We start from the raw sequence: 23,884 nt of genomic DNA, 5'->3' as shown, positions 1-23,884 counted from the left end.
AAAAAAGGCGCTAACATGTGCGCCTTCTTGCTTACCTTACAGTTTTGGTCCTGAACTATCTCTTACGACAATTGAGGGAGTGAATGAAGTGATAATATCTTTATCTTGATTTCTAGCCCCTCTTGTTTTGGTAAATAACAAACGTGCAGCATGTTGAGAGATTACATCGTTTTCTTGATGTGCAGTTGTCAGTTTAGGCCATGTTTGGCGTGAGAAAGGAGAATTCTCGAAACCAGTGATTGAGAGCTGTTCGGGTATTTTTATTCCCATTAAACGCGAGGCGAAAAGCGCACCCGCGGCCATTTCATCGTTACCGCCTAAAATAGCTGTGATAGCTAATTTATTGTCATCAGCTAGTAACGCTTGTGCACCTTCAACACCTGATTCGAATGAATATTTACCATCATAAATAAACGCATCGTTCGTTTGAGTATTATGATCTGCCAGCGCGGCTTTATAACCTTCTAATCGTTCACTTGTCGATTTATGTTCTTTATCACCGCAGATAAATCCAATGTTTTTGTGGCCATGCTTTAGCAGGTGCGTTGTTATCTCATAGGCGGCTTTAAAATCGTTAACATAAATACAGGTATCTTGGTCCTCTTCACTTGGGCGACCAGATAAAACACGAACATAATGGATGTTTAATTCATCTAATAAATTAGTAATGCTGCTTTGCTCGGATAGAGGAGGGGTTAACACTAAACCTGCAAGCCTAGAGCGCTTGATCATTGTTTTAAAATCATGCTCCATATTCGCTTCAGAATAACTGCATGGATGAATAACAAGTTCATAGCCTTCATCTTTGCAACGCGAGAGCACACCGTTTTGCATATCGATTACATAATAAGCATTGGGATTATCATAGACTAATCCAATAGTGAATGAAGACGTTCCAGCTAGATTACGAGCAGCAAGGTTCGGTTGATAATTTAATTCGTTTACTGCTTCCATAACCACATCAAAGGTTTTTTTACGTACGGAAGGCTCTTTATTTATCACTCGCGAAACCGTTTTCATTGAAACGCCAGCAAGCTTAGCTACATCATTTATGGTTACTTTCATACAGTTACTTATTAGGTTGTTATTATCGAGTTGTTTATACGTTTATCAAGCGTCGACATTTGTTATAAATCGAACCGATGAATTTTTAAAATCTTCATCAAGCCGACTAGTGTAGCTAATGTAAAGTAAAATTAGCAGTAAAATAATTGATAAAATTTTTATGATACCGGTGTCAAACGAGTAAAATTAAGCTATTATCCCGAATGTAAAATATAAAATTAGAACATTGACAGCGTTGTCATTTTAACTTATCGTTAACTTTGTTTGTATGTTATTAGACTATCGCTTAACTATATTTCTATAAAGATAGTTATAAATCAGTTTGTTGCAAGTTTATTAGGGGATTTTAAAAATGAGTTGTCGTTCACAACTGGCTAGCTGGCAAGCACTGAATATTAGTGCTGATAAGATGAAAGAAGTTCACCTTAAAGATCTATTTGCCAATAATAGCAGTCGATTCGAGCTTTTCTCGACTCAAACCCCTGGCATATTATTTGATTACTCTAAGCAACTTATTGATGAAAAAATACTAAACCAATTACTAAAGCTTGCCGACGATTGTGATGTTGCTGCATGGCGCGATAAAATGTTTTCAGGTGAAAAAATTAATTTCACAGAAAATAGAGCTGTGCTTCATACCGCGCTTCGAAATAGACACGCCAGTGACCTAGTTGTTGATGGTGAAAATGTTAGTAATGTTGTGAACGCCGAGCTTGAAAAGATTAAAGGATTTGTAGCGAAAGTACGTTCAGGTGAATGGCTAGGCTACACAGGTAAACCTGTAAAGTCTGTAGTAAGTATTGGGGTGGGTGGTTCAAACCTAGGGCCACAAATGGCTACGGAAGCGCTTAAAAGTTATGCCGACGATACCCTGAGCGTTCACTATGTATCTAATGCAGACGGTGTACAAATAGCATCGGTTTTAGAACAAATTGATCCTGAAACAACATTGTTTGTTATTTCTTCCAAAACATTTACCACATCAGAAACAATGACGAATGCTAAAACCGCTGTTGATTGGTTTTTAAGTTCAGCTAATGACAAAAAATTTATTGCAAAGCACTTTGTCGCTGTGAGCACAAATTTAGAAAAAACGGCTGCTTTTGGTATTGCAAATGAAAACGTATTCACAATGTGGGATTGGGTAGGCGGTCGTTTTTCATTATGGAGTGCGATAGGATTACCTATAGCGCTTTACCTAGGATTTGAAGCATTTGAAGATATACTTGCAGGTGCGTTTGAAGTAGATGAGCACTTTAAATCAGCGCCCAATGAAAAAAATATTCCGCTATTGATGGCATTGTTGAGCGTGTGGAATACGAGTTTTCTTGGTTATGATGCGCAAGCTATATTGCCATATGATCAAGCATTGCACATGTTACCGGCTTATTTGCAGCAAGGTGAAATGGAAAGTAATGGTAAACACGTCAATTTTGCTGGTGAAACTGTTAATTATACGACGGTTCCTATTATTTGGGGAATGACGGGCATTAACGGCCAACATGCTTTTTACCAATGTTTGCATCAAGGTAACGTGATTGTGCCTGCCGATTTTATAGCCTCAGTTAAGCCGCAGGTAAGTGTTGGACAACACCACGATATATTACTATCCAACTTTTTTGCTCAAACAGAAGCAATGATGATGGGTGTTGATGAAAACCAAGTACGTGCAGATTTAACGGCTAAAGGAAAATCTGAGAGTGAAATTGAAACGCTGTTAAATCATAAAATACACAAAGGTAACAGACCGACTACTTCTATTCTTTTGGATGTAGTTGATGCAAAAGCAGTCGGGCGTTTAATTGCACTGTATGAGCATAAAATATTTTGCCAAGGTATTATTTTAGAAATATGCTCTTTTGACCAATGGGGAGTTGAGTTAGGTAAAGGGTTAGCGTCTAAAATAGAAGCTGAATTACTTGATGAAACAGTTAAACATACCCACGATAGTTCAACTCAAGGCTTAATGAACTACTACAAAGCGCACCGCGCTTAACAAATTTAGCGATTGGCATTAGTTAAATGCTTATTGCGAACCAAATACCTTTGAACGGGTAGCGCTGGAGTTCTTAGGGCCTGTATATTTGTGAGAGGATATGCAGAGCCCCTAAGGCTCATTTAATCAGCCGTATAAATCGAATTCAACAGGCTTTTTCTCGATGCGAAAAGCTGATATCACTTTAAACAACAAACGTATGCCTGAACTGCAATAAAAGCAGTCGACAACTGGGCAATGCTAACGTAGAGAGTTAATTATGCTAAATCCTTTTGATATTGTTATTTTTGGGGGCGGTGGTGATCTTGCTTTACGCAAATTACTTCCAGCAATGTATCGCGCATATCAAGAAGGGAATCTACCAGAAGGTTCGCGTATATTGCCGACCGTTCGCGAAGAAAGTAAACGTGCAGAATACACCGAAACCGCGCATGAAGCGTTAAAACAGTTTCTTAGTAAAGGTGAGTTTAACAGCAAAGATTGGAAAGCATTTTCTGCTTTTTTAGTTCCGGTTGTTACCAATGTAACTGAAGCGGATAGCGACTGGGATAAATTAAAAGATATTCTCGATCGAGATTCTTCAGAAAAATCACGTGTTTTCTACTTGTCATTACCACCTGCTGTTTACGGAAGTTGCTGTGAAATATTGTCTGTCAAAGGTCTTATCACCCCGACATCTCGTGTAGTGGTTGAAAAACCCATTGGCTACTGTGGCCAGTCAGCAGAAGAAATCAATGCAAAAATTGCTGAGTACTTTACAGAAGATCAAATATTCCGTATTGACCATTATTTAGGTAAAGAAACAGTTCAAAACTTAATGGCACTGCGTTTTTCAAACTCATTGTTTGAAAATATGTGGGATGCTAAATCAATTGATAACATTCAAATTAGCTTATCAGAAACGGTTGGTCTTGAGAGCCGTGCAGGGTTTTACGACAAAGCCGGTGCATTACGTGACATGGTACAAAACCATCTATTGCAACTACTTTGCCTTGTTGCAATGGAGTCTCCTAATAAGCTAAATGCCAATAGTATTCGTACTGAGAAGTTAAAAGTATTGGAGTCTTTACGCCCATTGGTCGATGGCGATGTTGATAACAATATTATTCGTGGTCAATATGTACCAGGTGATTTAGACGGTAAAATTGTACCTGGTTACTTAGAAGAGTTGAATGAAGGCGCCAGCAAAACAGAAACATTTGTGGCTATTCGTGCTCATATTGATAATTGGCGCTGGGCGGGTGTTCCATTTTATTTACGTACAGGTAAGCGCATGGCTAAACGATGTGCTGAGATTGTTGTTGAGTACAAAAAAGTATCGCACAATGTTTACGGTGATAATGTAGGTAAAATAGAGCCAAATCGCCTTGTAATAAGGCTTCAACCAGAAGAGACAATACAACTTACTTTAATGTCTAAACGTCTTGATAACTTAGAGATGCAGCTTGAACCTGTCACAATGAATATTGAGTTATCAGAGGCCTATAGTAATGGATTCCATTCTGATGCTTACAAGCGCTTAATGCTTGATGCAGCGGCAAATAATCCATCACTATTTATACATCGTGATGAAGTTCGCCAAGCGTGGAAGTGGATTGATCCAATTATCGAACGCTGGCAAGAGAAAGGTAAGCCTGCATTATACCGCGCTGGCAGTTGGGGCCCGGAAGATGCGGATGATCTTCTTGCTGAAAAAAATCATGTATGGTTTAACACCGGCGAAAAGGGATAAGTATGGCACATATTACTGAGAAATTTTTTGATTCAAAAGAAGCACTAACTGCTGAACTCTCTGCTAGTCTAGAGAAAAATTTAGTTTCTGGCATTGAGCAAGACGGTCGCGCTGTACTGATGGTTTCAGGTGGTTCATCACCGGCACCAGCTTACAAGCACCTTTCAAACCTAGAGCTAGATTGGAAAAATATCGATGTAGCTATGGTTGATGAGCGTTGGGTCGATGCAAGTCACGACAAAAGTAATGAAGCATTTATAAAAAGTACTTTATTGCAACATCACGGCGCAGCCGCTAACTTTATTACCATGAAAAATGACGCAGAAACGGCAGAGCAGGGTAGTGAAGAATGTGAAAAAGCGTATCAACAACTCAAGCAAACTTTTGATGTAACAATTTTAGGTATGGGTCCTGATGGCCACACAGCTTCGCTGTTTCCACATGCCAACGGTCTAGAGTTCGGTTTAACCACATCGCAATTGGTTTGCGCGATTAATGCTATTGAAAGTGATGTAACAGGAAGCATTACGGAACGAATGACTTTAACCTTGTCTGCTATTGCGCAGTCTAAAGTTGTTAAGTTACTTATTAGTGGTGAAGAAAAATTAGCTGTTTACAAATCTGCAAAAGCAGGCGGAGAGGTTAACGATATGCCACTTCGAGCCGTTCTCAATCACCCAACGATAAACATAGAAGTTTATTGGGCTCCTTAACATAACAGTACCTAGTATTAGAAATGCAGACATTTAGTCTGCATTTTAATTTCTACACTGGTTTACTTAATTTATCTGGTTAATAGATCAACTAATTCTTAATATTAAATATAAAAACCATCTTCTCTAAAACGTCAGGCAATTTCTTTACTTTTCATAACCTCCTCTCAATAGCATGTTGAATATTGATGCTGACAGATTTGCATATACCCAAATCATCTCAAGATGTGAGTGTTGTTGGGCGTTTAACTGTTACTTACTATAATGATTGTTACCCGTAAAAAGGGATTGCCACTGTTGCAAAGTAACGTCTTGATATTAAAATCCTTTTAAAATGGTGAACTCTGTATTTTGGGTGGCTGAGGTATATAGTTTTGTTTAGATATTAGGCTTTTAATTAAAGGGTTACTATGAGCATTAAATAAAGGTAGACATGTGGTGATGAGGCCTTTATAATTTTAAATGACAACGCTGTCATTGATATTGATAATTATTTACTACCCCCTTGATTGTTTTATTTGCCCAATAACAAATCATTATCTGTTTTACAGCCAATGTTATTTTATAGAGCTTTTGCTCTTTAAAATGCTTAAGTGGAACGATAAGTTTACAAGTTGTTGTGGTTTTACTGCCTTTTTTACCTTTATTAGGTATGCCTTCTTTCTCTTTTGATATTAAATCATGGTATATTTGCGCCGTTAAAATGTAACAAACTATTCATTTACACTTTTAATTTCACCTTAAATCAATAAGTTGCTTTTTTATGAGTTTTTTTCGTACAGAAATTAGCTAAAAAATGTAGCACAAATGTAATTTAGGGTGTATGGTTTGTTACTAGATGACAACGCTGTCATCATCACTGGGCAGAAGTGATAAATAAAAAACCAACAAAATGATTCAAGGGGAATCCTGTGTTAGCTAAAAATTTTAAAAAAAGCTTATTAGCAGTAAATATCGGTCTTGTAATGAGTGCCGGATTCACTGGTGCTGCATTCGCAGCGCAAGAAACTCAAGTTCAAGAAGATGTTGAAGTAATTGAAGTACGCGGTATCCGCCGTTCTTTAGAAGCGTCTTTGAATACTAAACGTTTTGCAAATTCAGTGGTTGATGCTTTATCTTCGGAAGATGTAGGTAAATTTCCAGACAGTGATGTAGGTGAAGCGTTAGGTCGTATTTCAGGTGTTGCAGTTAATAGAGCGTTTGGCCAAGGCCAACAGGTATCTATCCGTGGTGCATCAGCACAACTAACTCGCACATTACTTAATGGTCACTCAGTTGCTTCAACTGGTTGGTACGACCAACAAAATATCGACCGCAGCTTTAACTATACATTGCTTCCGCCTGAAATGGTTGGCGGTATCGAAGTATACAAATCTTCACAAGCGGATATTGTTGAAGGCGGTATCGGTGGTACAGTAATTGTTAATACTCGTAAAGCATTAGATTTAGATGCAAACACTTTTTTTGGAAGCGTTAAAGCAGATTACGGTTCGATTTCAGAGCAAGCTGACCCAGAAATTTCTGGTTTATACAGCTGGAAGAACGAAGACGAAACGTTCGGTGCGCTAGTTTCTGCAGCCTTCTCAGAAACTAATTACCAACGTAACGGTATTGAATCTTTGGTTGGCTGGGGTGACATTGTTCCTTCAACATTCCAACAACAGCGTGAACGCACAGCAATTAATGCATCATTCCAATATGCACCAACTGATGATTTAGTTCTTGGTCTTAACATCATGAGCTTAGATTTATCAGCTGATAATGCAAACACATCATTATTTGTAATGTTCCCAGATGACAAAGAAGCATCATGTGAGCAAGTAAATGTAGATGGTACATGTACTTTCTACCGCCGCTCGGGTAATGGAGCTAATCCAGGTTGGGCACAAACTTGGGCTCGTGCTGGTTCAATGACATCAGAAACTGTTGATTTTGACTTTAAATATGCTGGTGAAAATTTTGAAGTTGAAGGTCGCTTCGGTAATACACAGTCAGACGGTGGTACGGATTTAACAGCTAACTATGGTTTCTGGCTTGGCACACCAAGTGATTATGCAGGCACATATGACGCAACTGGCGATGTGATCAATATCGACGTTGCAAATAAATCATTCGGTCCTGATGATTTCCAAGGTCAGCTTTCTTCAGCAGGTTGGGCTCTTAAGAAGCAACCAAATACAGATGAAGAATCATACGCACAGGTTGATTTCACTTTCCCTGTCGATTTTGGTGCAATCACCTCAATTAAAACAGGTTTCCGTTGGGCGGATCATGAAGTAACGCAAGAAACATACACAGCTAATGTTGTAGATTCGATTGCTGCTTATGATGCATCTCATTACTATTCAGGTACAGTGTCTTCAGGTGCAGGATATACGTTACCAGAACCTAAACTTGACCAAATGGTAAGTGATGGTTATGCCGCAATTACAAGCTTTGATAATACATCAATTGGTTATAAGTCAGGCTATGGTACAATCCAAGAAGAAAATATCGCTCTATATGCAATGGCAGATTTTTCAGCTGATGGCATCCGTGGTAACTTTGGTATTCGTTATGTATCAACAGATGCAGAGTCTGAATACTATGCTTTAGACGCAAGTGGTAACTACGGTAACAACTTAAGCACTGAAAAAGCAGATTATAGTGAAGTACTTCCTAGCTTAAACGTTGCTTTTGATTTGGCTGAAGATGTAATTTTACGTTTCTCAGCAGCACAAGTTATATCTCGTGCTAACTACAGTGATATGTTCGCAGCTTCTTCACTTTCAGGGTATCAAGACGGTACTATTGGTAACGAAGTCATATCAACAGGTAACATTGGTCTTGAGCCATTTAAAGCAACGCAATCAGATCTAGGTGTGGAATACTACTTTGATGGCGACGGTATGGTTAGTGCTACATATTTCATCAAAGATATTTCATCGTTTACTAAAGTTGACCAAATCTTAAATCAAAGCATTGGTATCGTTGACCCTGATTCGGGTGTTGATAACTGGACTGTAGCAACTAAAGGCACAGGTTCTGGTGGTGAAATCCAAGGTATCGAACTTCAAATCCAAGATGGTTTTGACAGCGGTTTCGGTTACCAAGCCAACTATACTTGGGTTGACTCAGAGGCGCCTGCGGAAAACTTCCCAGACCGTATTGAATTATTCTCAGATTCTTCAGAGCATACTGTAAACCTTGTAGGTTACTATGAAGCAGAAGATTATAGTCTACGTCTAGCATACAACTGGCGTTCAGAGTACATGGTTAGAGAAGCACCTTTCTTCTACGGTAACCGTGAGCACCAAGACTATGGTACGCTTGATTTAACTGCTAACTATTCTGTTACAGACTACTTAGATCTAACATTTGAAGCTGTTAACATCACAGAAGAAGATAGCATCCAAGTTGGTACAGCTACTGGTGATGCAGAAGTTAAGCCTGAGTTACGTAATGGCTACCCTGCATGGAGCTTTGAAGGTGAAGCGCGCTACCGAGTTGGTATTGCTTTACGCTTCTAATTTAGATTAGAAAGTTAACTAAAAGCCCAGTTTAATCTGGGCTTTTTTATGAGTTAGAGAATTAAGGATTTTAATATGATAAAAAAGATAGCGATAGTAGGAGGAGGAACTGCGGGATGGCTTACGGCCAATCATTTAGGCCAATCCTTACTCGGTACTGATATTGAAATTACGCTAGTTGAATCACCAAGTATACCCTCGATAGGTGTTGGTGAGGGAACAGTTCCTTCGATTCGTAATTCATTACAAAAGTTTGGAATTAGTGAAACAGACTTTATACGTGAATGTGATGTTACCTTTAAACAGTCAATTAAATTTGTTAATTGGCTAGACAAACACAAGCACGGTGAAAACTTTTATCACCACTTATTTGATCACCCACATATATTTGGGGAAGAGTTAACAGATCAATGGTTAAGCAGTGATAAGCATCAACAGTATGCCGATAATGTCTCTAAGCAAGCAATATGCTGTGAAAAAATGCGTGCGCCGAAGTCAATTTCAACGCCAGAATTTGTAGGTATTAACGGTTATGCTTATCATTTTGATGCAAAAAAGTTTGCTAGTTTCTTAATGAATCATGCCCAAAAAACGTTTGCTATTCAGCATCTGTATGCAGAAATTATAGATGTTAATTGTGATCAAGATGGTTTTGTCACACACTTGATTGATAATGAAAAAAATGAATTAAGTTTCGATTTTATTATTGACTGTTCAGGCTTTAGTGCTGCTATTTTAGGCGAAAAGCTAAATATTGACTTTATAGATCGTTCAAATGAATTGTTAACAGACACAGCGATAACGTTGCAAGTACCTACATCTGTAGATGATGAGATTCCGCCATATACAATAGCAACGGCCCATCAAGCAGGCTGGATTTGGGATATTGCATTAACAGAGCGCCGAGGTGTTGGTTTTGTTTATTCTTCAAAGCACATGAGTGAAGAGCAAGCGAAAAAGAAATTGCATCATTACCTAGGTAATAAGTTTACGCATTTAAAGCCTCGAAAAATACCAATAAAAGTAGGTCGCAGAGAAAAGTTTTGGCATAAAAACTGTGTCGCTATTGGTTTATCACAAGGGTTTGTGGAGCCATTAGAAGCAACCGCTATTCTAATAACCGATTTCTCAGGGAATCTGTTATCTAAGCGTTTTCCTCGAAATAAAGAGGATATTGATATAATTGCAACCGATTTTAATAAACAAGTAGAGTATGTGTGGGATAGTACATTCGACTTTATTAAGTTGCACTACTTTATATCTGATCGAGATGATTCATTATTCTGGGTGGATAACAAGCAACCTTCAACCTTGTCTGAGAAGTTAAAAAACAACGTGTTAAAATGGCAAAGCTTTTCACCTATAAGAGAGGATTTTGATAGTAAGTTTGATTTGTTTGACTTAGAAAATTACCTTTATGTGCTTTTTGGTATGAATTATTTGCCAAAGAAAGAACAATTATCTGAACAAGCCAGTTTATTGGCTGAGCAGCAAGTTGATTTAAAAAAGCGTCGCGTCGAACAGTTACTAATCGAATTACCTTCTCATCGAGGGCTTATAAACAAAATAGCTAAGTTTGGCTTACAAAAGCTCTGATATAGCGTTGCTTGCTCCTCGTATACTATAGCGATAGATTATGTGGTTTGGTCGTTTACTCAATTAGCCGAAAGAAGCTTGAAATAGATAGGCGACCATGTTTTATATCTGCTGTGTAATCGACATTATTATCTAAACTCGCACAGTGTAATAAATTACTTTTATATAAAACGATTCGATTCTCTTTTGCTTCAATACTAACAACCTGCTCAAATAATGATGTATCACTATTTAAATACCCAGAGTGTTGCGATTCATGCTTTTTCGTCTCTTCAATTAACTCTAGAAAGGCATGCTGATTTTCATCTGTTATTTTAACTAAGTTCTTTGGCTTATAACGATATATAGCAGTGCCGTTAGATTCCTTTCCTTTTATATAATGAACTGCTGCGTAGGTATTATCATCAGTTGAGTCAATGTGGGGGATGCGTTGAAGAATATTTAAATCCCCCGATTTTTGAGTAACCAGTGATAACTTACACCTATGTAAATAGAGATTTTGTTTACCTTTGAACACGCCTTTGTCATTCAACGTGGCAAATAGCTGCTCAAAAACGCGATAATAAGGTTTCGGCATTGTATCTCTTTTACCAGGAAATAAAGTACCGTCGCTTCCGATGGGTTCTAAATAAGCAAAGTGATTAGCAAAATGAATTACAGGGTCAATACTTTTCAAGAAATTATCAATGATAATAATGTCTTCGCCAATGCTTTCAATATGAATGACATCAATTTTATAGTGTGGGTTTAACGCGTAATTTTCCATATTTTCCAAGCTTATTTAATCCTAAAACTACTGAATATATTAACAAAATTTTACTATTATGTAATGGTAAAGGTTTACGCGTAGATTAATTTTTGAACCATCATTTATTTGCATAAAAGACCTTTGCTATTCTTTGATTTAAATTGTACAAATTGCCACAAAATTTTCACTTCCTTTTTGCAACCAAAACCTTTAGCCTTAGGGTACTAACAGCAAAAATCATAACTTATAAATTAATGGAGCAGTAACATGGCGGAGCAACAAGTACAGCCTTTACACAACGAAAAACATGCCAACACTAAAATTCAAAATGGCATCAACGTAGAATTTTTAAAATCACAACATTTAGTGCCTGTTGTTGCACATGAGTTTGCACGTGTAGCAAACGAATTTCCAATGTCTTTCGTAAAAAATAACGAAACGGGTCAGTTTCAAGCCGTTGCTATGTTTGGTTTAGAGCCAGGTGAAAATTTATTTGTTCAAGACGGTAAATGGACAGCAGCTTATGCACCAATGGCTACAACGCGTTACCCACTTGGTTTGGTTAAACACCCGCAAGAAGATCAATACGGTATCGTGATTGATGAAGCAAGCCCGCTAGTTGGTGAAGAGCAAGGTAGTGCTTTATTCGAAAACGGTGAAGAAACTGACTATCTTAAGCGTCGTAAAGAAGCATTAGTATCTTTTATTGAATTTTCTCAAGTAACAGAAGCGTTCACTAAGTTTTTAGCTGATAAAGAACTGTTAGTTGCACAGACACTAACAGTTGATATTAAAGGCGAGAAAAAAGACATCAATGGGATTTACCTTATTGATGAGAAAAAACTTAATGAACTAAGCGATGAAGACTTTTTAGATCTTCGTAAACGTGGTTATTTAGCACCAATGTATTCGTTCTTAACGTCTACTCATCAAGTAGCACGTTTAGCACGCTTAAAAGCTCAACAAGCTTAATTAAGCATGTATGACGAAAAAGCGCCACTAGGCGCTTTTTTTATGCGCTTTATCTGGTAAAGGTTGTAATAGGAGGTGATTTTAAACACAGTAGTATCACATTGAATAAACTAAATAGAAAAACATGAATAAATTAGTTTTAGCTAGTTTAATAAGCGTTACCTCGCTTATTGTTACTCCACAATTGTTTGCCAATACAAAACCATTCGCAATCGCTATCCATGGCGGTGCAGGCACTATCGAAAAGAGCAGGTTTACACCAGAGCAAGAAAAAGCATACAGAGCTAAACTCAAAGAGGCAGTAGAGAAAGGTTATAAAGTGCTTGAACGAGGTGGAGAAAGTCTAGATGCCATTACAGCTGCTATAAATGTTTTAGAAAATTCCCCTTATTTCAATGCTGGTCGTGGCGCTGTTTACACATATGATGGCAACCATGAGTTAGATGCGTCAATTATGGATGGACGTAACCGCCAAGCAGGTGCTATTTCAGGTGTTAAGCACATTGAGAACCCTATTAACTTGGCCCGCTTAGTGATGGAACAATCAGTCCACGTAATGCTTAGCGGTGAAGGTGCTGAGGAATTTGCAAAAAAAAACGGTGTCCCGTTAGTTGAAAACACTCTATTCGATACAGAAAATCGGTATAAATCTTTATTAAAAGCCAAAGAAAAGCTCGATAAAGCAAAGCAAACAAGTAAGGATTACCAAGCAGCTCACTCAGCACTGCCCGTGAATTTTAAAATGGGCACCGTAGGGGCTGTTGCACTTGATAAAAATGGCAATTTAGCGGCGGGTACTTCAACGGGTGGCATGACAGCAAAACGCTTTGGTCGTATTGGTGATGCGCCTATTATTGGTGCCGGTACATTTGCTGAAAACGAGTCTTGTGCGGTGTCAGCAACGGGCCATGGCGAATACTTCATTCGTTATACAGTGGCCGCAGATGTTTGTGCTCGTGTAAAATACCAAGGTAGAACAATTTCACAAGCAGGCGATGAGGTTATCAACGGCGTGCTTAAACCAATAGGTGGTACGGGTGGTGTGATTATTGTTGATAGGGAAGGGAATATGAGTATGCCGTTTAATACCTCAGGTATGTATAGAGCAAGCAAATCAAACACGCAAGCTACTTACGTTGGTATATTTAAAGGGGAGTAATCATTTTAAAAAAATGAAAGCGCCTAATTTATGTGGGTGATGCAGTCAGTTTATTTGTGTAATCACCCTTAATAATCTCTAATGCTTTTAACACATCTTCTGGTTTAACATTGTTTTCTTCTAATAATTGAATGAGATCAACGGCTAGTTTGATATGGGTAGGTGCTTGTTCAAGTGTTTGGCTCATACTTTTCCTTTTTTTGCGATTTGGCTGATGGCAACATCTATTGCAATGTTAACTTGGTTTTCCATGTGAATTCGCTCGTCTTGTGGCAAATAAAAAGCCATATCAACGTCAAAACGAATATATCGCGGTGTTAACTGATTTAACACAGTACAACAGAAATCCGCCATTGTATCATCGTCATATTGCTTATCTAACTTTCGCTTAATTATTTCTTCAACCACTATTTTTTCAAAGTAGTTATGTATATCATCATGGAGTCTCACGGCTTTACTCGCTTAGTTTATATCATTGATTTTAGTTTATACTAAGGTGTTAAATAAATCGAATATCTGCTGCAAAATCGAGCATGAAATTATGGGTTATTCAAATATTAAGTGTTAGAAGGGTAATTAGCGTAGTTGTTTTTTTTCAACAAGTTGGATTTTTTCTTCAGTGGCCGATATTGCCTTTCTACACCGGCCCAAGCGGCCGTGTAAGGTTAATATTTCTAAATTCAATTCAGAAGCTTTTGCGGGTCCGACATTTTGCATTTTTAGCTTACGTTCTTCTATCATTAATAATAGCCTTCGCTCGAACTCATGATTTTGTTTTAATTCATCGTAAAGCTCATGAATTGGTTGCATGATTTTTTTTGCCGTTTGCTGAAAAACTTTTGCTTTATTGCGGGGTTTAAATGTATTTTTATTTTCTTTAGCCCAGATAGGTGTTGATTTAATAACATTAAATACAGCCTCTACTTGGTTGCCAATACGTTCAAGGGCATAATTGTAGGCGTGGCGATGTTCTGCTGGAGGTAGCTTTGCTATTTCATCTTCTATTTCAATCACGTAATCAACCAAATTTAAGCTTTTAGTTGAAAAAACACGACGGTCAAATAAACTTGGTTGAGCTTGCATATAACGGTTTTTAGTAAGTAACTTAGCATTATCAAACTTGATAGCTTGTTGCTTGAGTGTATTTACTTGCTGACAAAGTTTTTCAAACGCGATTGATTGCATATTACAAATATGCCTCATAAATTAATTTAAGCGCTAAAATAATCACAACTGTATTAAAAACGGGCTTGATAAACTTACTACCAAAGCGAATTGCAGAGTGAGCTCCTAACCATGCACCTAACATCAGAAACAGCCCCATTGTGACACCTAATATAAAGTTAACATGACCCAGTGCAACAAAGGTGATTAATGACACAAAGTTTGAAACAAAATTCATGGAACGCGCTAAACCACAGTTTAACAGTAAGCTCATTCTATAAAGTAAGCTGTTTGATGCAGTCCAAAAAGTACCTGCACCTGGTCCTGCTAGTCCGTCAAAAAAACCTAAACTTAAGCCTTGCAGCCATTGCTTAACCTTTGTTGAGCGATTAAGTGGAGGTAATGCATGCTCTTCAGTCGTGCTGAGGTTACCGAACAAGCTGTAACAAGCTACAACAATAATAACAACGGGTAAGAGTTTATTTAAAAATTCGATACTTAGGTAGTCAACAACAAGTGTGCCAATTAATGCACCCAAACCCGTAGCTATGATTGAAGCGGCCCAAAAACGTGGATTAAATAGTTGTTTACGAAAATACGTTACGCTTGCGGTAAGTGAGCCAAAGCTTGCGGCTAATTTATTTGTGCCTAGAGTCAAATGGGGTGGCAATCCGGCTGTTAATAATGCGGGTACGGTTAACATACCGCCGCCGCCAGCTATGGCATCAATGAAACCTGCGGCCAGTGCCACAGCGCAAAGGAGTGCCCATGTTGTTGGGTCTAGTGCAAGTTCAAACATTAATAGTCTATTTGTCTTTTAAAAGGTGGAAGCGTATCAAGCATAGCTTTTCCATATCGCTTGGTAACTAATCGGCGATCAAGAATTGTGATTCGTCCCTGATCGTTTTCTTTTCGTAGCAGTCTACCACAGCTTTGTACTAATTTCTTTGCTGCATCAGGCACAGTGATTGATAAAAATGGGTTTCCACCCTTACTTTGCACAAACTCAGCTTGAGCTTCTTCTATCGGTGAGGTTGGCACGGCGAAGGGAATTTTAGTTATCACGAGGTTTTCAAGATATTTACCGGGTAGATCGAGCCCTTCGGATAAACTTTGTGTGCCAAATAATATGCTACCTTTCCCTTGCTCTATGTTTTTATTATGTTTTTTCAAAAGCGCTTCTCGAGACATTTCCCCTTGTACTAAAATATCTATGTTCTTTAAGCGCAATGCTTTGACTACATGATCCATCTGCCAATACGATGCAAATAGCACTAAATTAGCTTGTTGTTTATTTAAGTGTTTGGGCAGCACAGAGGCTAAATGATCACTAAAATCTTTATCGGTAGGTTCAATAGTCGATTTTGGAATATGTAATGTAGCTTGATTCGGATAATCAAAAGGTGAGGGCACTTTGAGGTATTTAACGCCTTCTTCTTTGGCTAATCCGCTTTCGTATGCAAAATGATCAAATGACCCCAGTGCGGTTAATGTTGCAGAGCATAAAACCGCACCCGCACATTGTCGCCAAAGTTTATCTTTTAAGTAATAACCCACTTCGATGGGACAGTCACTTAATAGATGATCATGATGGTTTTTATACTCTAGCCGTTTTATCCAACGTGCATGGGGAATTGCTTCACCTTTATTAGCATAACTAAACCAAAGCTTATTAAGTTGTTCTAACCGATTTATGTAATGACCACTTTCACCCAGTATAGGATCGGCTACATAGGGTTTTATATCACCATCGCTTACATCTTGCACTAATGTGTCGTGCATTTTATTTAAACAACGAAGAGCATCTAGAGTCGCTTCGCTGATGTCTTTGGCTTTGTTGTATAAAGAATCGGGGATCTCACCATGTTCAAAACGATACGTGTCATCTTTAGAGTAGTTAAAATCGGCTTTGTCTAATATGTCACGAACTATTTTTAAGTCTTTAGTAGCATCGTTCACGCTGTCACATAATTTAAAGTTTTGCCCTATGGCTTTTTGACCTACTAAAACTTTTGCCATTTTCCCACTGAATTTTGTGAGTTTGTCTAACCAGTCAATGGTGCCTTTGATAGTGGCTGCCGCAGAAGAAAAATCTCGTGTTATATGCGCTAAATGATGAGCTTCGTCAATAACATAAATGGTGTTATCCGGCTCGGGTAAAATTTTACCGCCGCCTAAATCAAGATCTGCTAGTAATAAGGAGTGATTAATAACCAAAACATCCATTTGCATTAATCGTTGACGAGCTAGTTGAAATGGACAAGTTTGATGTGCTTTCATTTGTCTTTGACAGGCATGCTTATCACAGGCAATTAGCCCCCATACACGATCAGGAATAGTATCAGCCCAGCTATCTCTATCGCCTTGCCACTTTTTATTAGTATAAGCATCATAAAGTTGTTTTAGGCACTTTGTTTCCATCGGACTCAAAGGAGAGCTCAGTGTAGGCATAAACTCCATTTGTGTTTGGCTATCACCATTTATAGCATTGTGTAGCTTATGTACGCATATATAGCGTTGGCGCCCTTTAACTAAATCAAACTTAAAATCAAGCCCTGAATGGGTTTTAAAAAACGGCAGCTCTTTACTTATAAGCTGCTCTTGCAATGCAACTGTTGCGGTTGAAATAACAAGTTTCTTTTTTTGTGCAAGTGCCAAAGGCAAAGCGCCTAGGCAATAAGCGAGTGATTTACCCGTACCAGTACCTGCTTCAATGACACAAATACGTTGTTGTTTATGGTATTCGCCTGCAAGTGTTTTCGCAATTTCAGCGACTAAGTAGTTTTGGCTGCTACGAGGACGGTAATCACTCAGGTTATCGGCCACATGCTTATGAATTTTTCGTATGGTGGCTTTTAATGGATCAGAAAGCATGGGTGAATAACCTAAAGTATGTATATAATTACAGTGCTATATATTAATTGGGATCGGACATTGACACAAGCAATCTATCAAGGCTTTATACTTTCAAGGCAACAATACTCTTCTAACAAGTATAACCCCCAAGAAGGCATTACTCTGTGTTATTGGCTGTCTAGCGATGTTGGCCCGATAAAAGTGTTAATACCTAATCAATCGGCTTTGTTTTTTATACGCGCCTCAGATTTTGAAAAAGCAAACGCTTTATTAAAATCAGCTGCAATCCCATTCGACATAAAAGAGGTATCAATACACCACTTTGACTCAGAAGAATGCCTCGCCTGTTATTTTTCTTCAACTCAAACATTATATCAAGCACGTACTCTACTTGAGCAGTCAATCTCAATATATGAAGCAGATATTCGTCACTCTGACCGTTTTTTGATGGAGCGCTTTATTCGTGGCAGTGTTTATGTCACTGGAGAGGTCACACAAAAGCAAGGTTACATTCAAATTAATTATGCGCAAATAAAGGCAGGGGATAACTATATACCCTCATTTAAGCGTTTATCGTTAGATATAGAGTGCAGTGGGGAAGGAGTGCTTTTTTCAATCGGCCTGGTGGGTGATGACATAGATTGTGTACTGATGATTGGCGAGCCTATGGCATCGAATCAGCCAATTGTGTGGTGTCATGATGAGCTCGATTTACTTAACCAGCTTCAAGCGATTATCTTAAAAGTGGATCCCGATATCCTGATTGGCTGGAATGTCATCGAATTTGATTTTACTTTACTTTATAAGCGCGCTGAAGAACTTGGAATAAAGCTATTAATAGGAAGAGATCATTCACCTCTTTTTGTAAAGGAAGGTCATTTTACGCGATTAACATTACCGGGTCGTTGCGTCATTGATGGAATCGATACGTTAAAAAATGCAACGTACCACTATGATAGTTTTTCGCTTGCAAACGTGAGTCACAAAGTATTAGGTGAAGAAAAACTGATAAAAAGCAATAACCGTTTAAGTGAAATTATTCGTCAATATAATGAAGATAAGTTAGCACTTGCAGCCTATAACCGACAAGACTGCGTTTTAGTCAATCGAATATTCGATAAGCTTAAACTTATAGAGTTTGCCGTTGTTCGTACTGAATTAACAGGCTTAGAGCTTGAGCGGATGGGTGGCTCCGTGGCTGCGTTTACAAACTTGTACTTACCTTTACTTCACCGGAGTGGATATGTTGCACCTAATTTAGGTGAGCATGGTTTAACGTTTGAAAGCCCTGGTGGTTATGTTATGGAATCAACACCGGGGCTTTACAAAAACGTATTGGTTTTAGATTTTAAAAGTCTATACCCTTCTATTATGCGTACCTTTTGTATTGATCCACTGGGCTTAATTAAAGGGCTTGGTAATGTGAGTGATGCTATCCCTGGGTTTTATGAAGCTTACTTTTCAAAAGAGCAACATCATTTACCAAACTTAATCAAAGAGCTTGCTGCGTCTCGCCAACATGCTAAAGAGACCGACCAACCTATGCTATCTCAGGCGATTAAAATTATAATGAACAGTCTTTATGGTGTGCTCGGTTCAAAAGGCTGTCGATTTTATGATCCGCGTTTATCGAGTTCAATTACCCTTCGCGGCCATGAGATCATGCAAACGACACGTAAATGGCTCGAAGAACTGGGTCACACAGTTATTTATGGCGACACAGACTCGACCTTTGTCTGTCTAGATGAAGCAATGACTGCACAGCAATGTAAGCAGGAAGGGAACCGTCTAGCGCATATCATAAATAAAAAATGGCAAGAAGAAATAAAAAATCGATTTGATTTAGAAAGTTATTTAGAAATAGAATTTGAAACTCACTATAGCCCCTTTTTTATGCCTACTATACGCGGCAAAACAACGGGTTCAAAAAAGCGCTATGTGGGCCAAGTTGATAATGATGGGGATAAAAAGCTGGTATTCAAAGGTATGGAAACCGTACGTAGTGACTGGACACAGCTTGCACAAGAATTTCAGGTAGCGCTTTTTGAATTGTTATTTAAAGATAACTTTGACGCCACAAATTTAACAACGGTTATCGAAAGTTATATCGAACGGTTACATGCTGGCGAGTTCGATAGTAAGTTAATCTACCGTAAACGCCTAGGGCAACATTTATCAGAGTACCAAAAAAACATCCCACCTCACGTACAAGCTTTAAAAAAATATCAAGCTAACAACCCTGAATTTGAAATAGCAATGGGACAGGTTGTTGAATATGTATATACAAATAACGGGGCGCAGTTACACCAAATTGGCAACAAGTTTGATTATGCAGTGTATGTCGAAAAACAAATAAAACCTATCGCTCAAATGATACTTCAACCATTAAAGTTAGACTTTCAAAGTACAAAAAAGAGCCAGTTAGACCTATTCTGATTGTTGCTGAAAAAGAAACTAAGTTCCCGCAAATAAAACAAAGCATAACAATTTAAATAAATTACCAGTTACAATTGTCCCTTAAATAAGTGTATTTGTACCTGTTTGATGCATTTTTTGGATTAATTGCTTAAATTAGTTTAATTATTCGTGAACAGATGTTGGCAGTCGTGTTTTTTTTGTTTAGTATCTTTGTGTGATTGCAACGTTATGTTCGCAATCGTTTACAAAAGCTAAATAAAAATAACCGCAATATAGTGGTCCAGGGAGAATCAAATGTTAAATAATAAAGTTTCAAAAGCTGTTCGCTTAGCGATTGCTTTTGGTGCAGTTTCAACTGCTGCCTTTTCAGCGAATACAATGGCTGCTGAAGAGGGTGCAGAAAAAGTTGAACGTATCCAGGTAACGGGTTCACGTATCAAACGTACCGACCTTGAAGGCGCTTCACCAGTAATTTCAATCACAGCGCAAGACATAAAGATGGAAGGTGACTTCACAGTTGCTGATGCTTTACGTTCTAGTTCATTAAACTCTTTCGGTTCATTCTCTGAGCGTTCTGGTAGCTCAGCGCAGTCACAAGCAACTATCAACCTTCGTGGTGCTGGTTCTCGTCGTACTCTTGTACTTCTTAATGGCCGTCGTTTCCCAGGTTCACCAACTCTTGGTGGTGCATCTGCTAACCTTAATGCTATCCCAATGGCAGCTGTTGAACGTATCGATATCATGACTGAAGGTGCTTCTTCAATCTATGGTTCAGATGCAATGGCAGGTGTTGTTAACGTAATCCTTAAAGACAACTTTGAAGGTTTAACTTTCAACGTTGGCGCTGGTCACCGTGACCAAGATGAAGGCACAACTTCATCTGAGTTCTCAGTAGTGGGTGGTGTTTCTAGCGACAAAGGTAATATTACCTTTTCATTCGATCACCAAAAACGTAAAGGTATTAGTGACGGCGCGCGTGATTATACTAAAGCGCAAATCGGCGATTTAGACGGTGACGGCGATATTGAAGCGTATTCAGGTGATACTGTAGGTTGGTCAATCTATGGTGCTACTATTGCTTCACCTGATTTTGCTACAGCTTCAGCTTCACTAAAATGTGATGACTTAATTGCAGAATATGGTGAAGATACGTTCCGCCGTGTTGATGCAAATGAAGATTGGGGCCCAGGCTCTGAGTACTGTATGTATGCGTTCGGTAACGTATCATACAACACCGCTTCAATCGACCGTAACACATTATATGTTAGCTCTAACTATGAGTTATCTGAAAATGTAGAGTTCTTTGGTCAAGCAATGTTTGTACAAAACTCTTCATTCGGTCGTTATGCACCACCTGCTGCACCTTGGCGTGGAATGGCTGCTGATAATGAGCACAACCCATATGGTGAGGAAACAACTGGTTACTTCCGTTGGGTAGATATCGGTACGCGTGATGGTAACGTTGATGACTACAACCTAGATTTAACAGCAGGTCTTCGTGGTTTCCTTGATTGGAATAATGCTTCTTGGGAAGTATATTATCACCGCAACAAGGCTGATAATAAGTCTGTAGGTCAATACTACCTTTCTTATTCAGGTCTTGCTTACAACCAACAAAATGGTATTGATTTAGGTTCTGAAGAAGGTGTTGCGAACATGAAAGCAACGACTCTTCAAGAGTCTTCTTCTACATTCGACCAAGTATTTGCTGGTATCGGTTTCGATTTAGGTGAATTATCTGGCGGTACAGTATCTCACTATGTGGGTGCAGAGTACTTTGAGCAAACTTATGCTGATATCTATGATGGTCAGTCTGAAGCAGGCCGTATCGGTGGTTCAGCAGGTAACTCTTCTGAAGGTTTACGTGATGTAACAGCTGTATTCTTTGAAACAGTATTACCTGTAACTGAGACTGTAGAGCTTAACGTTAAAGCACGTTACGATGATTATTCAGATTTTGGTGATAACATTGCACCTGCTCTTTCAGCTCGTTGGGAAGCTATGGAAGGTGTAGTGGTTCGTGGTTCTTACTCAGAATCATTCCGTGCGCCAGGTCTTGACTTGCTAAATGCTGCACGTACTTTCTCTGCTGAATCAGCAATCGATTACGCTAATGGTGCAACAACATCACGTCAGTATGATACTTATTACACACAAAACTCTGGTCTAGATGCAGAAACGTCTGATTACACTAACTTAGGTGTAGCATGGGATGTGAATGACAATGTGAGCTTTAAGCTTGATTACTTCCAACTTTCTGTTGAAAACGTAATTCAGTCTAAGTCTTTACAAGGTCTTCTTTCAGACGAAGCTGCTGGTCTAATTTCAGCGGTTTCACCTGATACAGATACTTCAAACGAAACTTTCTACTTGAAGCGTGCTGCATCTGGTACGCTAATTGAAGCGGGTACTTCATACTTTAACGGTGCTGGTTTCGAAATTGAAGGTATCGATTTCACAATCAATGCTAACCTTGAAACAGCATTCGGTGATTTACGTTTCAGCAATGTTAACAGCTTTGTACTTGCGTATGATTCTGAAGTAGGTGGTACGGTTCAAAATACTACAGGTTGGTCAGGTCAACCAGAGCTTAAGTCTGTAGCGACTGTTTCTTGGTCTTATGAAGATCACTCAGTATCTTGGAACTCTACTTACACAGATAGCACAACTGAGACAGAGATCGATAGAGACGGTGATGGTTACTACGAGCAAGAAGGTAAGCTTGACAGCTGGTTGATTCACAACTTAACTTACAGCTATTTTGCAGGTGAATACGGTTCAGTTACTTTCACAATCAATAACTTAACTGATGAAGATCCAGTTCTTTCTTCAGCAGGTACATGGGATAACCAAGACTTGTACAACAACTTTGGTCGTGACTACCGTGTGAACTACACTATTAGTTTCTAAGTTTAAATAAACTTAAAAATACATAAGGGCTGATTATTCAGCCCTTTTTCATGTCAGTAAGAAGGGTTTATGAAAGATTATTGGAGCGAGTATTGGGCACAGGGTTATATAACTTCTTTTGGTGAAGATATAAAAACAAATTACTCAGGCAAACTTAAAGAGTGTTGGGGAAATTTTTCTAATACATTAAATGAAGATGCTAAAATTTTAGACATAGGTACAGGTAATGGAGCATTAATTGATTTAATAAATAATTCTCGTGGGCATAATTTTACATTTTTTGCAGTCGATCAAGCGCAATTAAAAGAAGACATTATAAAAAACTTACCAGGTACATTTATTTCTAACACGAGCGCAGAAAACCTTTCATTCAAAAATGAATTTTTTGATGCAGTAGTATCACAGTTTGCAATTGAATATAGTGAGCTTCATGCCAGTATTAAAGAGTGTGGCAGAGTTTTGAAAAAAGGGGGGAGTTATCAGTTCATTTGTCACGAAAAAGACTCTGATATCGTTGCTCCAAATATAGATATATTAGCTTCAGCAAAACGAGTTCGAAGCACGTTTTTAAATGAGCTTTATCAGCTAATAACATGCATCAAAAAAAATGATGAAATATTAGGTGAAAAAAATGATTCGATAGAACTTTTGATAAAAGAAGAAAACAAAATAAACCCCTACGCATTCAATGCAACATTATTTCCAAGTTTTTACGAGTTTGTTTTAACTAATAGAAAAATCGACTTAGATAAAGCCTACTCTTTATTCAATAAAGAACTTGAAGGGTTAATATATAGACTGACTGATTTAGAACATGCAGCAAAAAATAGTAGTGAAATTTTAGGTTACTTAAATGAATATAATTTATCATCATCTTCTGTAAAGTTAATCGATAAAAACAAACAGTATATTGGAACACTTTATCAAGGTTATAAGCTTTAAAATTACTTTTATATTGCTAGGCTAAAAAATTTAAAGCACGTTGAATAAAGTTGTTAATTGTTTTGATTGTTTGGTTTTAAAATTCCTGGGCTTTTACCCAAATG

Annotated in this window: 17 protein-coding genes; 10 read left to right on the top strand and 7 right to left on the bottom strand. The window is 38.2% G+C overall.

Going from position 1 to position 23,884, the window contains the following annotated elements; all coding sequences use genetic code 11:
• Positions 1-36 precede the first annotated feature (36 nt).
• Positions 37-1,065 (bottom strand): LacI family DNA-binding transcriptional regulator, encoded by a 1,029-nt coding sequence (locus tag ACFI4Z_RS01985; RefSeq protein WP_462669109.1) that lies wholly within the window; start codon positions 1,063-1,065, stop codon positions 37-39.
• 352 nt (positions 1,066-1,417) lie between these two features.
• On the opposite strand from ACFI4Z_RS01985, the gene pgi reads away from it, so the two are divergent.
• From pgi to ACFI4Z_RS01960, 5 genes are all read left to right on the top strand, one after another.
• The gene (gene pgi / locus ACFI4Z_RS01980) at positions 1,418-3,061 is read left to right on the top strand and encodes a glucose-6-phosphate isomerase (RefSeq protein ID WP_462669108.1); all 1,644 of its coding nucleotides are present in this window, start codon (positions 1,418-1,420) and stop codon (positions 3,059-3,061) included.
• Between the two features lie 259 nt (positions 3,062-3,320).
• A complete protein-coding gene (zwf, locus tag ACFI4Z_RS01975; protein WP_462669107.1) occupies positions 3,321-4,793 on the top strand; it encodes a glucose-6-phosphate dehydrogenase in 1,473 nt (490 codons plus the stop codon).
• 2 nt (positions 4,794-4,795) lie between these two features.
• Positions 4,796-5,506 (top strand): 6-phosphogluconolactonase, encoded by a 711-nt coding sequence (gene pgl, locus ACFI4Z_RS01970; protein WP_462669106.1) that lies wholly within the window; start codon positions 4,796-4,798, stop codon positions 5,504-5,506.
• Positions 5,507-6,417: 911 nt separating this feature from the next.
• The gene (locus ACFI4Z_RS01965; protein ID WP_152996154.1) at positions 6,418-9,015 is read left to right on the top strand and encodes a TonB-dependent receptor; all 2,598 of its coding nucleotides are present in this window, start codon (positions 6,418-6,420) and stop codon (positions 9,013-9,015) included.
• 75 nt (positions 9,016-9,090) lie between these two features.
• Positions 9,091-10,611, top strand: a complete 1,521-nt coding sequence (locus tag ACFI4Z_RS01960; RefSeq protein WP_462669105.1) for a tryptophan halogenase family protein — start codon at positions 9,091-9,093, stop codon at positions 10,609-10,611.
• A 55-nt stretch (positions 10,612-10,666) separates the two neighbouring features.
• On the opposite strand, the gene ACFI4Z_RS01955 is transcribed toward ACFI4Z_RS01960, so the two are convergent.
• The gene (locus tag ACFI4Z_RS01955; RefSeq protein WP_462669104.1) at positions 10,667-11,377 is read right to left on the bottom strand and encodes a DUF6445 family protein; all 711 of its coding nucleotides are present in this window, start codon (positions 11,375-11,377) and stop codon (positions 10,667-10,669) included.
• Between the two features lie 249 nt (positions 11,378-11,626).
• Between ACFI4Z_RS01955 and ACFI4Z_RS01950 the strand changes: the two genes are divergently transcribed.
• Positions 11,627-12,331, top strand: coding sequence for a SapC family protein (locus tag ACFI4Z_RS01950; protein ID WP_135476175.1), 705 nt, complete (start codon positions 11,627-11,629; stop codon positions 12,329-12,331).
• Between the two features lie 124 nt (positions 12,332-12,455).
• Positions 12,456-13,490, top strand: coding sequence for an isoaspartyl peptidase/L-asparaginase family protein (locus tag ACFI4Z_RS01945; RefSeq protein ID WP_462669103.1), 1,035 nt, complete (start codon positions 12,456-12,458; stop codon positions 13,488-13,490).
• A 28-nt stretch (positions 13,491-13,518) separates the two neighbouring features.
• Here the strand turns inward: ACFI4Z_RS01945 and ACFI4Z_RS01940 are convergent, their stop codons facing one another.
• The 5 genes from ACFI4Z_RS01940 to dinG all read right to left on the bottom strand — a co-directional run bounded on the left by ACFI4Z_RS01940 (position 13,519) and on the right by dinG (position 17,528).
• Positions 13,519-13,677: a DUF2496 domain-containing protein gene (locus ACFI4Z_RS01940; RefSeq protein ID WP_394191557.1), complete on the bottom strand. Its 159-nt coding sequence runs from the start codon at positions 13,675-13,677 to the stop codon at positions 13,519-13,521.
• Complete coding sequence (locus ACFI4Z_RS01935) at positions 13,674-13,940, bottom strand: late competence development ComFB family protein (RefSeq protein WP_099295879.1); 267 nt, start codon at positions 13,938-13,940, stop codon at positions 13,674-13,676. Before ACFI4Z_RS01935 ends, ACFI4Z_RS01940 begins: the two co-directional genes overlap by 4 nt.
• 126 nt (positions 13,941-14,066) lie before the next feature.
• On the bottom strand, positions 14,067-14,675 hold the full coding sequence (locus ACFI4Z_RS01930; protein ID WP_462669102.1) for a primosomal replication protein: 609 nt from the start codon (positions 14,673-14,675) through the stop codon (positions 14,067-14,069).
• A 1-nt stretch (position 14,676) separates the two neighbouring features.
• Positions 14,677-15,453 carry a sulfite exporter TauE/SafE family protein gene (locus ACFI4Z_RS01925; RefSeq protein ID WP_462669101.1) on the bottom strand — a complete coding sequence of 259 codons (777 nt, stop codon included), beginning with the start codon at positions 15,451-15,453 and terminating at the stop codon, positions 14,677-14,679.
• On the bottom strand, positions 15,453-17,528 hold the full coding sequence (gene dinG / locus ACFI4Z_RS01920) for an ATP-dependent DNA helicase DinG (RefSeq protein WP_462669100.1): 2,076 nt from the start codon (positions 17,526-17,528) through the stop codon (positions 15,453-15,455). The genes ACFI4Z_RS01925 and dinG overlap by 1 nt, the downstream gene beginning before the upstream one ends.
• A 60-nt stretch (positions 17,529-17,588) precedes the next feature.
• Between dinG and ACFI4Z_RS01915 the strand changes: the two genes are divergently transcribed.
• The 3 genes from ACFI4Z_RS01915 to ACFI4Z_RS01905 all read left to right on the top strand — a co-directional run bounded on the left by ACFI4Z_RS01915 (position 17,589) and on the right by ACFI4Z_RS01905 (position 23,780).
• Complete coding sequence (locus ACFI4Z_RS01915; RefSeq protein ID WP_462669099.1) at positions 17,589-19,946, top strand: DNA polymerase II; 2,358 nt, start codon at positions 17,589-17,591, stop codon at positions 19,944-19,946.
• Between the two features lie 276 nt (positions 19,947-20,222).
• Positions 20,223-22,838 carry a TonB-dependent receptor domain-containing protein gene (locus ACFI4Z_RS01910; protein WP_462669098.1) on the top strand — a complete coding sequence of 872 codons (2,616 nt, stop codon included), beginning with the start codon at positions 20,223-20,225 and terminating at the stop codon, positions 22,836-22,838.
• 69 nt (positions 22,839-22,907) lie between these two features.
• Positions 22,908-23,780, top strand: a complete 873-nt coding sequence (locus tag ACFI4Z_RS01905) for a class I SAM-dependent methyltransferase (RefSeq protein WP_462669097.1) — start codon at positions 22,908-22,910, stop codon at positions 23,778-23,780.
• Positions 23,781-23,884 lie beyond the last annotated feature (104 nt).

The organism is Pseudoalteromonas sp. RWi3, from assembly GCF_054960735.1.
This window is presented reverse-complemented; position numbering and strand designations above follow the sequence as displayed.